This window comes from Leucobacter sp. G161, from assembly GCF_001482305.1.
Classification (GTDB): domain Bacteria; phylum Actinomycetota; class Actinomycetes; order Actinomycetales; family Microbacteriaceae; genus Leucobacter.
Genome location: NZ_LOHP01000047.1, coordinates 101,596 through 114,898 on the forward strand (window position 1 = coordinate 101,596; position 13,303 = coordinate 114,898).

Below are 13,303 nucleotides of genomic sequence, written 5' to 3' on the forward strand. Positions count from 1 at the left end.
CGCCGACCCCTACCGTCGGCGCGCCGCATGCCGCACTAAATCGGGGCCCTGCTACACCCGCCCCCAGCTAGACCGGGCGCACGCAGGAACACTGCAGAGCAACGAGCGTGCCCTCGGCGGTCGCAACTTCGTGGTGTTCGTGCTGCGGATCCTCGTCGAAGGCACGGGCGTGAGCGCGCGGGCCAGCATGCCGGTGCGGCGCAGCGTCGGCGCGCTCGGGAGCCGCGTCGACCGCACCCTGCCCCGCCGCCGCATCGTCCACCGGCGCGACAACCTCAAGCCCCGGCTCCGGCCGCCAAAGCGCGACCGCCGCGACTGCGCCGATGATGGCGAGGCCGGCGAGGATCCACCACGCGGTGAGGAAGCCGGCGCTCGTCGCCACCCAGCCCGCGATCGGGTAGGTGACGAGCCAGGCAAGGTGCGAGAGCGAGAACTGCGCCGCGAACACCTCCGGGATCGCGTTCGGTTCGACCGACCCACGCAGCACCCTGCCCGTAGGGGTAATGATCATCGCCATGCCGCCACCAATGACAGCCCACACGACCGCGGTGAGCGGCCAGCTCACGAGCTCCGCGAGGGCGAGCGCGACGGCCCCGACAACCGCGACGAGCAACACCGACGCGCCGGTGAGCATCACCCTGCGGTCGGCCACTTTGCCGAGCAGCCGCGGCACGATGAGCGCGACGATGAGGGTGCCGCCGCCCGAAGCGGCCTGCATCCAGGCGACGTCAGACTGTCCGCCGCCGAGCGCGTCACGCACGAAGTTCACGGTGTTCACAACAACGATGGATCCCGCCGCGGCGACCACGAGGTTGAGCGCCATGACGCCGCGCAGTCTGGGCGTACGGAAGAAGGTGCGCACGCCGGAGGCCACTCGATCCCACGCCCCGGAGTGCGCACTGGGTCGCGCGTTCGGGATCCGCGTCGAGAGCACCAAGACCGCCGAGAGCGCGAAACCGACCGCAGTGCCGACGAACAGCACGTTGAACGTCATGAAGGTCAGCGCGACCGCGGCGAGCACGGGGCTCAGCAGGCTCTCCATTGTGGTGGCGACCTGCGAGGCGGCGAGCGCCTTCGTGTAGTTCTCCTCATCGGTGACGATGTCGGGGATCACCGCCTGGAACGTCGGAGTGAATGCCGCCGAGGCGGACTGCAGTAGCGCAATGAGCACGTAGATCTGCCAGATCTCGGTGACGGACGGCAGCATGAGCACGACGCCGGCGCGCACGACGTCGAGCAGCACGAGGAACATGCGGCGCGGCAGCCGGTCGACGTAGGCCGCGGCAAGCGGCGCGATCACGACGTACATCACCATCTTGATGGTGAGTGCGGTGCCGAGGACGGCGCCGGCGCTCGGGCCCGCGAGCTCGTAGGCGAGGAGGCCGAGCGCGACGGTGGCGAGGCCGGTGCCGAAGAGCGCAACGATCTGGGCCGCGAACAGCCGCCGGAAGTCGCGGATTGCCAGCAGCCCCATTGACATCACCTTTCGATTGCTGCGACTCTTCTTGTGTCGCTCACAACAAACATATACCCCCACGGGGTATGCTGCAATGAATGTTACGTGCGGCGACTCCCCAGCTTCCCGCACCGCAATTCGCAATCTAAGGAGCACACCACGGGAACCGCAGCACACGATCCGCACGCTGAGCACACGGGCCACACGGGCCACACGGACCACACGGACCACACGGACCACACGGCTCAGGATCGGCACGCCGGCCACGATCCGCATGCCGGCCACGATCCACACGCTGGCCACGACATGTCGGCAACCTTCGGCCTCGCGCAGACAGAGGACGGCTACCGGATCGGCGAGGTCAGCGCCCCAGGCAGCGCGAACGAACCCGGCACCCTCTCCTTCACAATCAGCGGCCCCGACGGCGACGCCGTCACTGACTTCACCGAGGAGCACGAGAAGAAGCTGCACCTCATCGTCGCGCGCAGCGACGGTGCCCACTTCCATCACGTGCACCCCACGATGGACGCGGGAGGTACGTGGTCCGTGCCGTGGCAGTGGGACGCACCAGGCAGCTACCGGGCGTTCGCGGACTTCATCCCGACCGCCACCGGCGCAGGCCTCACCCTCTCGTCCACGGTCGAGGTCGCCGCGGAGACCCCCGGCGAACTCGCGCTCCACCCGGCAACCCCGCGCACCGAAACCAGCGTCGGCGGCTACGACGTCACTGTGAGCGGCTCCATCACCCCGAACCATGGCAGCGAACTCCAGTTCACGGTGAGCCGCGACGGCGAACCGGTCACGGCGCTCGAACCGTACCTGGGGGCGTTCGGGCACCTCGTCGCGCTGCGCGACGGCGACCTCGCCTACCTGCACGTACACCCGCACGGCGACGCCCCGCAGCCCGGCGCAACCTCGGGACCGCACATCACCTTCGAAATCACCGCCCCTACACCGGGGCGCTACCTGCTATTCCTTGATTTCCAGGTCGCGGGCGAGGTGTTCACCGCGCCGCTCGTCGTCGACACCGTCGGGTGAGTCGGGCGGTCCCACACCCTAGCTGCCCCGCACCCAAGAATTGTCATTTCCGTTCACATCGAAAGCGGCCTCCATTACGCCGAGGTTGATGCGGGCCCGATCCTGAGTGTCGCGGCTTTGGGTGAGCCAGGGCTCCCGATCCAGCGCTACCGCCCGCAGGAGCGCCCGTACTCGGCGACGACTGCGCCTCGTGAGCCCGGCGCGAATCTCTCGCGCGTCAGTGACGCAAGCCAGAAGTGTGATGCCGTCTTCAACGTGGCGCGCTGAGTCGCGATGATCTACCAAGCATGCCGCCCCCTTGAGCACGAACGCACCCTGAAGTGAGGGCAGCGAGAAGGTGCCAACTCCGGCATCATTCGCATCTCGAAGCGTGATGTTCAGAGTGCGCGAGAGGGCCCTGGTGCTGCCCGGAATCCCCAGCAAAGGCCGTCTGCGATACACCGGCGCACGGCTCGCCACGAACCGGTCCGCGGCCATCACGTCGACGACATCGCGGCCACGGGCAAAACGATAGGCGTGGCGATGCTCGGTCTCGAGCATGAAGCCGCGCGCAACCAGCAAACGGTGCACTTCAGAGAAACTCGTCGCCCCCGTTTCAAGGTGCAGCACAGTATCGACGTCGTGGGTGATACGTGTTGCTGCGAGACCGCTGAGGTGTGCGTGAGTTTGCACCATCAATCCGCCAACGAGTGTCCACGAGGCGGGTGGGAGCGTTGCCGATACTTCTCTGAGGAGCGGCCACGGCGCCCGCAGCCACGCCCCCGAATACGGCTCGGGAAGGTCCTGTGCGGTGCGCTCGCTCATCGTCAGCCCAGCAATGCCGTCCGTTGCGCTTCGAGCCACGCGCGACCAGCAGATCGCTCCCGCGCGGAGCCATAGACGGTGTATGACAAGGCTTCAAGTACCGCAGTATGTCTTGCGTTGCCGTTGACTGCGATTACGTTGCCCTCTGGGTCCCCCACCAACCTCAGCCTGCGTGCGGTTGCCGCCAAGTCTCTCCCGACGAGCACGGCAGTACCGTCTCCTGCGAGGGCGGTCTGACCGCTGAGAGTGGACTGCATGGTTCGCAGTTGCTCTGAGCTCGCGCGATAAAGGGTGACATTACCGGCGAGCGCTGCTCCAGCGAGTTCAGCGTCGGAAATCACACGGACTCGAGCTTTGAGGCGGCTCAGCTGCGAGCCCTGAACCGCTGCAACAGGGATGCCGGAGAGCAGGTCGAGCACGGCAACGAGCGTCGCGTCATTCCATCGTCGCCCGGTCAGCTTCATTCGTCGGAGCGCGAAGACTTCCCGTTCATACACGGCGAGTGTGTTCCCGATGCGCTGCGCACCCAGCAACCCATTCTGGACCGCGTACTGCACTTGGCGGCGGCTGGTGCCAAGAATCGTTGCGGCTTCTAAAGTACTCGTGAGCATACAAATATCATCGTCGTGGCGAAGAGATCTGTCAACGTGTCGTTGCTTCACACCCGGTGATGGTGAGCGATGTGCCCGCAAGCCCGGTCGACACCGACAGATCGCGGGCCAACGGAGTGAGCACTCCGACCGGCATCATCTCAGAGGTCACGACTAGGAAGGTGGCGAGCGCCACGGCTGCCGCAGGCAGCACCGAACGGCCGCCGACAGCACGAATATCAACAGGAGCAGTCATACCCTCTATGACACCGTGCCTGGTCGCCGGGAACAATGACGACCTGAGCATCGAGCAATTAGCGGGGCTAATCAATTTGTGCGAAGGTGATCACCGTTCCTTTCTTCACCAGGCCCTGCCAGGCCTCGCCCAACCCCTATCCCGCCCCGCTGCCGCATCGCCACCGACTCCGTCACCAACGCCATCCGTTCGCGAATCCCGCCGAGCGTACTCGCACCGCAGCGCAGCGTGGTGAAGGTGCCGGGTCCTCCGGCGTAATAGGCACAGGTCAGGTGGAACGGCCGCGGCGATGCGCGAAGGTGCGAGCTCTCGATCCAGTGGATCGCGGCGGCCCGAACGCGAGTGTCGAACTCGCTCACGAGCGTGTGGCGGAGGGCCACGACGCCCGTCAGGCCGAGGTCGATCCTGGACACGAGCAGCCGCCCCAGCGCGGTCACGAGGAACAGCAGCAGGAGCGCGAGCGCGGCCGTCAGCAGCGGCCCGAAGCCCCGCGCGAGCAGCCAGACGGCGAGCACGGTTGGCCCCGCGAAGACGGCGGCCGCCGCGAGGAGTCGCCCCGATACCCGAAGGATCCGGGGAGCGGTTCTCGGGCGCTCCACCGCGAACTCACCAAAGTGGCTGCGCGTGATCTCCTCAACAACGCGGTCGGGGAGCGATGGGAGCACTACGCCGGCGCTGAGCTCGTCCGTGCCTTTCAGCGTGAGGATCCCGAGCCGCGCACGCCCCAGCACCTGCTCGATGAGCGAGCGGCGGATCGTGACGCCCGCGATCGACGCCACCGCAATCTTGCGCTCCTTCTTCTCGAGCAGGCCGTAGCTCAGCACCAGCTGCCGCGGCCCCGCGTACGCGACACTGAAATCCTGGTACTTCGAGACTGTCGCGAGTGCGCCCGCAAGCAGAAATCCCAAGACCGCGACGACTGACACGATCCACAGCGGAAACTGGCCGACGAACGCCACAAGCCAGGTGTCGATCCCGAACCGCTCGACGAGGTTCCACACCCCGAGCAGCACCGGAGCGGCCAGCAGCGCGAACCGGCCGTTTACGACGCTCATGAGCCAGAGCTCGCGCCAGGTGGCGCGGTACACGGGCGCGCTGGCGGGCGCTTCGTCGGGTTTCGCAGCGGCACCCTCGTCGCCCGGCATGCGCGCACGAACGGCCTCGGCCGCGCTTCGCGTGAGCGCCCGGAATCGCACGCTGCCCCCGAGGGTGTCTGATTGGAGCAGGCTCAGCTGCCGCAGCCGGAAGAGGCGCAGCAGCAGTCCGGCGCTTTCGTCGACCGTGACGATCGATCCCCAGCCGAGCTGCCTGGTGTTTCTGCGCACGACCCCGGTTCTGACGTGAATGTGTTCCGCCCCGAGCAGGTACCGTTCCGTCAGCCAGCGGCTGACGATCCAAGCGAGCCTGAGCGGGAGATACACGAACACTGCGAGGCCGAGCAGCGTCGCGGCGAACTGCCCGCCTCGCGCATTCCAGAACGCGAGCGCGGCGAGCAGCACCGCGAAAGAGGTGAGAAAGCGAATCGCGTCGACCACGAGGATTCGTGGGGATCCCCGCAGCCACGACCCGTCGGCGTTCACGCCGCGGTCTCTTCCGCGATCGCGAGCACCTGGTTCCGAACCGTTGCGGCCGCCTCCGGCAGCAGTGGCCCGAGTTTCACCGGACCGCCGACGGTCTGCAACACCAGCACGGCGAGGCCGCAGGATCGCAGGATCGGCCCCTGGAGTGTGTCGATGCTGAGGATTTGGATCGGCGAGACCGTCGATCGCGCCCGGAGGAGCACTCCGCGGCTCGTCTCGACCGCGGCGGCGGTCACTGTGTAGCGATAGGAACGGTGCTGGAGTCGGTTGAGAAAGCCCAGATCGACGGCGGTCATCACCAGGATCAGCGGGATGAGGATCGCAAACGCTACGAACGCGACCCAGTCCACGGGCACGAGAGCCCCCACGAGGGCAATCGCCCCGCCCACCACAACACAGGCCGCGACCGACTGAACATTGGCGTACGTCAGGGCTCTGCGAGGGAGGCGCTCCCCCGAAATCGCGATGGCGGTGTCCCGGGGCGATTGTTCTGACTCCATGGTTCCACCCCGGTCTTTTCATTCTGGGGTACACAGCACCCCAACGCAGCACAACACCAGTTGCCCTGTGTTGAATTGTATGCGGTGCTGGCGCTGAGAAGCCACAGTGGGGGCGCGGGCCGAAGCCCGCGCCCCCACTGGAGCATCTCGCCGAGAGGTTAAGCAGACACGAAGTAGAGTCGCTTATTCGCGAACTCTCCGATGCCAACCGGGCCCATTTCGCGGCCGAAGCCCGAGCGCTTCACGCCGCCGAACGGGATCTCCGCGGCCTCAGCCGCGATGATGTTCACGTGCGCCATGCCGACCTCGAGCTTGGAGGCGACGCGCGCCGCGCGTGCTTCGTCGGTTGAGAACACCGATCCGCCGAGGCCGAGTGCGCAGTCGTTCGCGAGCTCGAGCGCCTCCTCGTCGCTGTGCACCTTGTACACGGTTGCGACGGGGCCGAAGATCTCCTCCTGGTACGACGCCGAGTCGCGGGGCACGCCCGTGAGCACTGCTGGTGAGTAGTGCGCGCCGGGGCCGTCGGAGAGCACTCCACCGATCTCGAGGGTCGCGCCCTCTTCGACCGCGCGCTGCACCTGCGCGTTGACGGTCTCGGCAGCTGCACGCGTCGAGAGCGGAGCGAACTCGCCCTCGCCGAGGTTGAGCTGGTCGCCCGGGGTGAGGCCTGTGGCGAGCTTCTTCAGCTCGGCGACGAACTCGTCGTAGATGTCGGCCATGACGATCATCCGCTTGTTCGAGTTGCAGACCTGGCCGCCGTTGTACGTGCGGAACTCCCACGCGGTCTTCGCGATCTCGGCGACGTTGTCACTGTCGAGCACGACCATCGGGTCGATGCCGCCGAGCTCGAGCACGGCCTTCTTGAGGTGCGTGCCTGCCTGGGCGCCGATGATCGCGCCTGCGCGCTCGGACCCGGTGAGCGAGACACCCTGCACGCGGGGGTCCGCGATCATGGTGGCGATCTGGTCGTGCGAGGTGAAGACAGCCTGGTAGCCGCCGACCGGCACGCCAGCCTGCTCCATGATCTCCTGGATCACGAGGTTCGACTTCGCACAGATGTCGGCGTGCTTGAGCAGGATCGTGTTGCCGAGCACCAGGTTCGGCGCCGCGAAGCGTGCGACCTGGTAGTACGGGAAGTTCCACGGCATGACGCCGAGCAGCACGCCGACGGGCAGCTGCTCGATGATGGCCTTACCCGGGATCGTGCTCGGGATCTCATAGTCCGTGATGAGGCCGGGGCCGTACACCGCGTAGTACTCGATGATGTCAGTCGCGAAATCGACCTCGTCGAGGCTCTCGGCAATGGACTTGCCCATCTCGACGGCGATGATCTCTGCGAGTTCCTCACGGCGCTCCGCAAAGATCTCGGCGACCCGCTTCACGACAGCCGCGCGCTCCTGCACGCTGCGCTCTCGCCATTCGCGGAAGACGGCGTCCGAGCTGGCGAGGTGTTCCTCAACCTGAGCGTCGGTCGCGGATTCGAAGCTCTCGATGATCTCACCCGTTGCGGGGTTTTGTACTCGATACTTCGCCATGGATATCAGTTTCCTGTCTGCACCTGTGTGCAATTGCGCGGCACCCAATGGAAATGCCGTTCTCATGTGTGATTGCTCACCAACCGGCGCCGTTGCCCGGCTACTCCGGCGGTCAAGCGGTTCTACTCTATCGCTGGCAACCCGAGAGCAGGCCTGTCTGGGTTCCGCTCGGCAGGAGCGCTTAGGGCTGGCCGCCGTGCGGCGTATCGACCCGGACCGAGAGGATCTGCGCCTCGCGAACGACGCTCCGCGCATGCTTGTCGAAGTCGGGGGCACAGTTGAGAAAGAGCGTGCGACCATCCGCCCCGCCGAGCATGCACGCGAACACACCTGTGCCCGGCAGGACCGTGTCGAGGATCTCTCCGCCCTCGGCCACCCGGATCGCGCGACCGCCAAGAGCGTCAGCAATCCACAGGTTGCCATCGGCATCGAGCCCGCACCCGTCCGGTGCGACTGGCCCCTGCGCCATGATCTCGCCAACACTTCGACTTGTCGGGAGCGGCCCGAACACTGCCCAGTCGCGGCGAGGCCCCAGCTCGCCATCTGCGTTGATGTCGAACGCGCTCACCCGGTTACCAAACGTCTCATTGACGAGCAGCGTAGAACCGTCACCGGTCACAACCATGCCGTTCGGGAACCACAGGTCCTCGGCGACAACAACGACCGTGCCATCAGGATCGACACGCAGCAACGTCGCTAACTCGACGTCCCCGCCATTCATCAGATCGAAGCCAAACTGCCCGATCCAGCACCGTCCTCGCGCATCGACGATCATGTCGTTGAGCTGCGCGGGTGAGTGTTCGGTGAGATCCGCGTGCACGACGGTGGTCCCGTCTGACTCCTGCCGCATCACGAGGTTGTCGAGCGCCGAGACGTACAGCAGCCTCCCGTCGGGCAGCCAGCCCAGACCAGACGGTTGGGTCGGTACCTCGACCTCCGTGCGCAGGCCGGAACCGTCTTCAGCCACCGAGTAAATCGCGTGCGTATAGAAGTCAGCGAACCAGAGCCGACCATCGCGCCAGCGCGGCCCCTCCGTGAACGACATGTCAGAAACTACCGTAGTGAACTCGCCATTGATGCTCATGAGACGACCATAGCCCCGCATCCCCAGTGCGCGTCAAGGGGCTACAAGACGTGCTGCTTCTGGAGCGCCGATAGTCGGGACACGTTCTTGGGAGCCCGAATCGCCAGCATAGAATCAGGCACCATGACCACCGTCCGAGACCTCAACCCCGAACGCAGCGGCGACGTTGCAGCGCTACAGCAACTGCTCGAGTCAGCACCCGACTACTCGCTGCGGGTATCAGGTGTCGCACCGACCGGGTCCGCCGGGCGCGATGCCTTGACCGCACGGCCCGAGGGCCTTCCACGCGAGCACAAGCTCGGCATCGGTGTGTGGAGCGACGACGGCCGCCAGCTCCTCGGCTTCGCGGATGTGCTGCTCGGCTGGCCCGAGGCTCAGACCGCGCACATCGGCCTGCTCCTGGTGCACAGTGACTCGCGCGGGCTCGGGATCGGGCGAGCGGTGCACGATGCGGTCGTGCACCGCTCCAGTGAATGGGGCGGGGTCGAGCGGCTTCGCCTGAACATTGTCGAGTCGAATGCCACCGCTGCTGCCCCGTTCTGGCGGGCGCTCGGCTACCGCCCCACCGGGGCCACTGCCGAGTACCGTTCTGGCAGCGTGACGAGTTCAACCATGGTCTGGGAGCGGGCGCTTTCAGCTGAGAAGCAGCTTCGTGAGAGGGAACACTCACGGCGATCCGACCAAGCACCCGCACACTATCCTGCGCTAGCCCTTGCATGCACACGATAGTGCGCGCATCATCGGGTGCACACTTTACTGCGCTCGCCAGGGAGGTCGCGATGTTCGTCCCATCACCGGAGGCCTTTGCTGATTTTGCTCGGTCTGAACGGGTACGGGGCGGACTCACGCAACAGGAGCTCGCTTCCCGCATTGGCATGAGCCGCCGGTGGGTGCAGGACTTTGAGGCCGGAAAACTGGTTCCCTCCCTTGAGGCTGCATTCCGTGTGTCCGCTGCCTTCGGCTACGAATTCCATCTGGAGCACGCAGAGGCCTCGAAGCTCATCGATTCACTGTTTGGCCCGTCATGAACGGATCCTGCTCACGGCCGACCGCGCCCGCTCCGCGCTACTCCCCTCGCTGGTAGACATCGGGAATGCCATCCGCATTCTCATCGACGGCATCGCGGAGCGCGATCCGTCGGTACTGCCGGTTGCGCATCGCGAGGAGGGCTGCGGCGAGGAGTGCGGCGATCACTGAGCCGGTGAGGATCGCAACCTTGGCGGTGTCCGCCTCGGCTGACCCTGGCGCGAAGCTCAGCTCCGCGATGAGCAGGGAGACGGTGAACCCGATGCCGGCGAGGAGGCCGACGCCAATCATGTCGATCCACCGCAGCTCGGGGTCGAGCTTGGTGCGCAGGAGCTTCGTGGTGAGCCACGTCGTCGCGAGGATACCGATCGGCTTGCCGAGCACGAGTGCGGCGACGATCGCGAGGGTGAGCGGGTGGGTTATCGCGGTGCGGATCCCCTCCACGCCGCCGACGGACACCCCAGCTGCGAAGAACGCGAACACGGGCACGGCGAAGCCCGCCGAGAGCGGACGGAAGCGGTGCTCGAATTCCTCGGCGAGGCCCGGCCGGTCGGACCGGGCGTCGCGATCCGCGCGGCGATGCAGCACCGGAATCGTGAAGCCGAGCAGCACTCCCGCAATCGTCGCGTGCACGCCCGACGCGTGCATGAGCGCCCACGCGACGACGCCGATGGGAAGCAGCACCAGCCAGGCCGCGAACGCGCGACTGCCGAAGAATACCCGGTAGCGCTGCGCGATGAGTCCGTAGAGGGCGATGACCGCGAGCGACAGGACGAGCGGCAGCACCTCGATGCGGTCGGTGTAGAACACGGCGATGATGCTGATCGCGAGCAGGTCGTCAACGACGGCAAGTGTCAGCAGGAAGATGCGGAGGGCCGGCGGCAGATGGGAGCCGATGATCGCGAGCACGGCGACGGCGAAGGCGATGTCGGTGGCAGTCGGGATCGCCCAGCCGTCACGCAACGCGTCGTCCTGGGCCGCAATGAAGAAGTAGACGAGCGCCGGGACCGCGACGCCGCCGAGCGCGGCTGCGATCGGCACGATCGCGGTACGGAAGCGCTTCAGGTCGCCGGCGATGAACTCGCGTTTGAGTTCGAGACCGACGAGGAAGAAGAAGATCGCGAGCAGCCCGTCAGCCGCCCATGCTCCCAGCGAGAGTTTGAGGTGCCAGGGCTCGTAGCCGACGGTGAAGTCGCGAAGCGCGAAGTAGCTGGCAGCAGCGGGCGAGTTCGCCCAGACCACTGCGGCGAGCGCGGCGATCACGAGCAGGATGCCGCCGACGGTTTCCTTCCGCAGCAGGGCGGTGATGCGGCGGGCTTCGGGGAAGCCCCCGTAGCGGGGAAAGGTGGGGCGAGGGGTCGATGAGGTCACAGGGGTCTCCAGATGGCATGCGTGCGAGGGGCATCACCCGGCCAGGGCAGGAGGTATTATGGCGCGCGTTCAGCGTCGCGCGGTGGATCTCAGCAGGTGGCCGGGGCTAGGCGGCAGCCGGAGAAGGCATGGTGCCGGAGAGCATTGCGCCCCACGTCGAGACGTAGCCGTTCGTGCCGGTGTGGAGCGTTCCCCACGTTTTCGGGGCGAACACCGCCCCACTGGCCCGATTCATCATTCCGCCAACCTATCATTTCTTGGTGAACGGCCGGTGGCCAGGGTGCTGCTGGCGAGGCGGCTCGGCGGGTAACAGTTCCCCGCAGTCGCGCGACCATCTCCCTGTTCACTCTAAGCAGATCTTCACTAACGCCGAACGCGGTCTTCAGGTGAACGGGGTCAGCGAGGTCACTCTCTTGCCTGAAGCGGCAACGCCCGCTTCGCCTCCGGGAAAGTCGTTATTGACGTTCGCGAACTCAGGCGTGTGCCTGACATCCCCGAGGATGAGCGACGCGACCCTTGGCCCGCAATACTGAGCCCCGACCCTCATCTCTCCCAGTCGAGAGCACACACCGGCCAGCCCGGCAACGCCGTAAGCAGCCGGTAGAATTGCGGTTTGCCACGAAGGGGCTGCCGCACCCCGAGGGAGGTCCCTGTTGTACATCGCGTGCGTCATGCTCATCATCGCTGCGGGCTTCGTTGTGCTCGCGGGCGTCCGGGTTCGCAGGCTCGTTCCCAGGCACTGGGCGACCGTGCGGGGCGAGTGGATCGGCCCGGCGCTGCGGTTCTCGTCGCACCAGTATCGATTCCGCACCCCAGACGGTGTTGAACGCTTCGGACAGACACGAGTGAAGGTACTGCGTGCACTCTACGGCGGTTCCTGCGTGGTCGCGTACGACCCCACCAATCCGACGCATGCGCATCCGGCGCAGCTGCGCCGAAACGGCACGTTCCTGATCGTTGTTGGCGTGCTCGCCGCGGGTGCTGGTGTCGTGCTGCTCGGCTTTGCGCTCGGGTAGGGCCGCCACCGCCCGCTCGCAGTGCACCGTTGGTGCTACCCCTGAACCACGGGCGGCACCAACGGCAACGTGTGCGTCTGCTAGCGGTTCGCGGAGTGCACCCCGGTCAGCAACCGCAGCGGGTTCTCCCTGGTGAGTTGATCCACCACGGGCTCAGCCAGCCCCGCCGCACGAAGCAGGTCGCAGAAGCCCGCAACGGCCCACGAGTAGCCGAGCCCGCCACGAATCTTCAGGTCGGTCATGTGGCAGCGATCACTCGAGATGAGCAGCGAATCAGCCCACCCCTCATCGATGAGACGCACGAGCATCTCGACCCGCAAGCTATCGGGCATGAGGTGCTCGCGACCGCAGGTGTCGAATTGCAGGTACACGCCCCGGTTGAGCAGCCCCGTGAGGTATGAGTGATCGAGGAAGGTGTCAACGTGCCCAATGGCGATGCGCCGCGGATCGACCCCCTCCTCCTCGAGAATGCTCAGCTGATCGACCCCGGTCGGGTACATGAAGGCGTGCGTCGTGACCGCGGCACCCGTCGCGTTTGACGCCCGCCCGGCCGCGCGCAGCACTCGTTCCTCCGCAGGCGAGAGCGTCCCGCCGTGTGTGCCGATCTCTCCGATCACACCAGCGCGGATCCGCGTCCCGTCTGCGACGAGCACCCCCTCCTCGATTTCCTGAATCATCTGGGCCGCGTGCCGCTCAGCCGAGACCTCATAGACCTGCTTGGGGTAGTAGGGCTCGAGGTACCACCCCGTGCCCATCACCACGTGCAGACCAGACTCCCGCGAAATACGGCGCATCCCCTCGGGGTCACGGCCGAGATCTCGGAGCGTCACCTCGACGATCGCGTGCTGCCTGTCAGCAGCCGGCGGGAGATCCTCGTTCATGTATCCAAGCTCACGAACAGCGAGTTCAGGATTGTTGAAGATGTGGTTGCGGTCTCCCGTCACCGGGCTGAAGTCGCAGAGCAGATGCTCGTGTGGCAACACCCTGTCGATCCGGTCAACGCTCACATCACCGAGCACTGTTCTGAGGTTCACTGCGGTTCCTTTC

At 66.2% G+C, this 13,303-nt stretch carries 15 protein-coding genes; 4 read left to right on the forward strand and 11 right to left on the reverse strand.

What is annotated here, in order from left to right; genetic code table 11:
* Positions 1 to 67 precede the first annotated feature (67 nt).
* Positions 68 to 1,474: an MFS transporter gene (locus AUL38_RS05030; RefSeq protein ID WP_083506608.1), complete on the reverse strand. Its 1,407-nt coding sequence runs from the start codon at positions 1,472 to 1,474 to the stop codon at positions 68 to 70.
* An 87-nt stretch (positions 1,475 to 1,561) separates the two neighbouring features.
* Here AUL38_RS05030 and AUL38_RS05035 point away from each other — a divergent pair, with 87 nt between their 5' ends.
* The gene (locus AUL38_RS05035; RefSeq protein ID WP_059059680.1) at positions 1,562 to 2,494 is read left to right on the forward strand and encodes a hypothetical protein; all 933 of its coding nucleotides are present in this window, start codon (positions 1,562 to 1,564) and stop codon (positions 2,492 to 2,494) included.
* A gap of 18 nt (positions 2,495 to 2,512) precedes the next feature.
* Here the strand turns inward: AUL38_RS05035 and AUL38_RS05040 are convergent, their stop codons facing one another.
* From AUL38_RS05040 to AUL38_RS05070, 7 genes are all read right to left on the reverse strand, one after another.
* Positions 2,513 to 3,337 (reverse strand): hypothetical protein, encoded by an 825-nt coding sequence (locus AUL38_RS05040; RefSeq protein ID WP_161937407.1) that lies wholly within the window; start codon positions 3,335 to 3,337, stop codon positions 2,513 to 2,515.
* Positions 3,301 to 3,909, reverse strand: a complete 609-nt coding sequence (locus AUL38_RS05045; RefSeq protein WP_059059683.1) for a hypothetical protein — start codon at positions 3,907 to 3,909, stop codon at positions 3,301 to 3,303. Before AUL38_RS05045 ends, AUL38_RS05040 begins: the two co-directional genes overlap by 37 nt.
* A 31-nt stretch (positions 3,910 to 3,940) precedes the next feature.
* Positions 3,941 to 4,144, reverse strand: a complete 204-nt coding sequence (locus tag AUL38_RS17530; protein WP_059059685.1) for an MFS transporter — start codon at positions 4,142 to 4,144, stop codon at positions 3,941 to 3,943.
* Positions 4,145 to 4,215: 71 nt separating this feature from the next.
* Positions 4,216 to 5,724 carry a PH domain-containing protein gene (locus AUL38_RS05055; RefSeq protein WP_059059687.1) on the reverse strand — a complete coding sequence of 503 codons (1,509 nt, stop codon included), beginning with the start codon at positions 5,722 to 5,724 and terminating at the stop codon, positions 4,216 to 4,218.
* Positions 5,721 to 6,224, reverse strand: a complete 504-nt coding sequence (locus tag AUL38_RS17350; protein ID WP_059059688.1) for a PH domain-containing protein — start codon at positions 6,222 to 6,224, stop codon at positions 5,721 to 5,723. The genes AUL38_RS05055 and AUL38_RS17350 overlap by 4 nt, the downstream gene beginning before the upstream one ends.
* A gap of 158 nt (positions 6,225 to 6,382) precedes the next feature.
* Positions 6,383 to 7,759, reverse strand: a complete 1,377-nt coding sequence (locus tag AUL38_RS05065) for an aldehyde dehydrogenase family protein (RefSeq protein WP_059059690.1) — start codon at positions 7,757 to 7,759, stop codon at positions 6,383 to 6,385.
* Positions 7,760 to 7,940: 181 nt separating this feature from the next.
* Complete coding sequence (locus tag AUL38_RS05070) at positions 7,941 to 8,843, reverse strand: SMP-30/gluconolactonase/LRE family protein (RefSeq protein WP_059059768.1); 903 nt, start codon at positions 8,841 to 8,843, stop codon at positions 7,941 to 7,943.
* A 123-nt stretch (positions 8,844 to 8,966) separates the two neighbouring features.
* Between AUL38_RS05070 and AUL38_RS05075 the strand changes: the two genes are divergently transcribed.
* Together AUL38_RS05075 and AUL38_RS05080 are read left to right on the forward strand one after the other, a co-directional pair.
* Positions 8,967 to 9,572, forward strand: coding sequence for an N-acetyltransferase (locus AUL38_RS05075; RefSeq protein WP_059059693.1), 606 nt, complete (start codon positions 8,967 to 8,969; stop codon positions 9,570 to 9,572).
* A gap of 50 nt (positions 9,573 to 9,622) precedes the next feature.
* The gene (locus AUL38_RS05080) at positions 9,623 to 9,871 is read left to right on the forward strand and encodes a helix-turn-helix transcriptional regulator (protein WP_059059769.1); all 249 of its coding nucleotides are present in this window, start codon (positions 9,623 to 9,625) and stop codon (positions 9,869 to 9,871) included.
* 37 nt (positions 9,872 to 9,908) lie between these two features.
* Here AUL38_RS05080 and nhaA read toward each other — a convergent pair whose 3' ends face one another.
* Both nhaA and AUL38_RS17865 read right to left on the reverse strand, forming a co-directional pair.
* The gene (nhaA, locus tag AUL38_RS05085; RefSeq protein WP_059059695.1) at positions 9,909 to 11,240 is read right to left on the reverse strand and encodes a Na+/H+ antiporter NhaA; all 1,332 of its coding nucleotides are present in this window, start codon (positions 11,238 to 11,240) and stop codon (positions 9,909 to 9,911) included.
* Between the two features lie 106 nt (positions 11,241 to 11,346).
* Complete coding sequence (locus tag AUL38_RS17865) at positions 11,347 to 11,478, reverse strand: hypothetical protein (protein WP_255355597.1); 132 nt, start codon at positions 11,476 to 11,478, stop codon at positions 11,347 to 11,349.
* Between the two features lie 415 nt (positions 11,479 to 11,893).
* On the opposite strand from AUL38_RS17865, the gene AUL38_RS05090 reads away from it, so the two are divergent.
* Positions 11,894 to 12,256, forward strand: coding sequence for a DUF3592 domain-containing protein (locus AUL38_RS05090; RefSeq protein WP_059059697.1), 363 nt, complete (start codon positions 11,894 to 11,896; stop codon positions 12,254 to 12,256).
* A gap of 80 nt (positions 12,257 to 12,336) precedes the next feature.
* Here the strand turns inward: AUL38_RS05090 and AUL38_RS05095 are convergent, their stop codons facing one another.
* Positions 12,337 to 13,290 (reverse strand): phosphotriesterase, encoded by a 954-nt coding sequence (locus AUL38_RS05095; RefSeq protein ID WP_059059699.1) that lies wholly within the window; start codon positions 13,288 to 13,290, stop codon positions 12,337 to 12,339.
* Positions 13,291 to 13,303: the final 13 nt, after the last annotated feature.

Excerpts from the sequence above, each read along its gene's own strand:
- AUL38_RS05030 (WP_083506608.1), bottom strand. The coding sequence starts at position 1,474 with ATGGGGCTGCTGGCAATCCGCGACTTCCGGCGGCTGTTCGCGGCCCAG.
- AUL38_RS05045 (WP_059059683.1), bottom strand. The coding sequence starts at position 3,909 with ATGCTCACGAGTACTTTAGAAGCCGCAACGATTCTTGGCACCAGCCGC.
- AUL38_RS17530 (WP_059059685.1), bottom strand. The coding sequence starts at position 4,144 with ATGACTGCTCCTGTTGATATTCGTGCTGTCGGCGGCCGTTCGGTGCTG.
- AUL38_RS17350 (WP_059059688.1), bottom strand. The coding sequence starts at position 6,224 with ATGGAGTCAGAACAATCGCCCCGGGACACCGCCATCGCGATTTCGGGG.
- AUL38_RS05065 (WP_059059690.1), bottom strand. The coding sequence starts at position 7,759 with ATGGCGAAGTATCGAGTACAAAACCCCGCAACGGGTGAGATCATCGAG.
- AUL38_RS05070 (WP_059059768.1), bottom strand. The coding sequence starts at position 8,843 with ATGAGCATCAATGGCGAGTTCACTACGGTAGTTTCTGACATGTCGTTC.
- AUL38_RS05075 (WP_059059693.1), top strand. The coding sequence starts at position 8,967 with ATGACCACCGTCCGAGACCTCAACCCCGAACGCAGCGGCGACGTTGCA.
- AUL38_RS05080 (WP_059059769.1), top strand. The coding sequence starts at position 9,623 with ATGTTCGTCCCATCACCGGAGGCCTTTGCTGATTTTGCTCGGTCTGAA.
- AUL38_RS17865 (WP_255355597.1), bottom strand. The coding sequence starts at position 11,478 with ATGATGAATCGGGCCAGTGGGGCGGTGTTCGCCCCGAAAACGTGGGGA.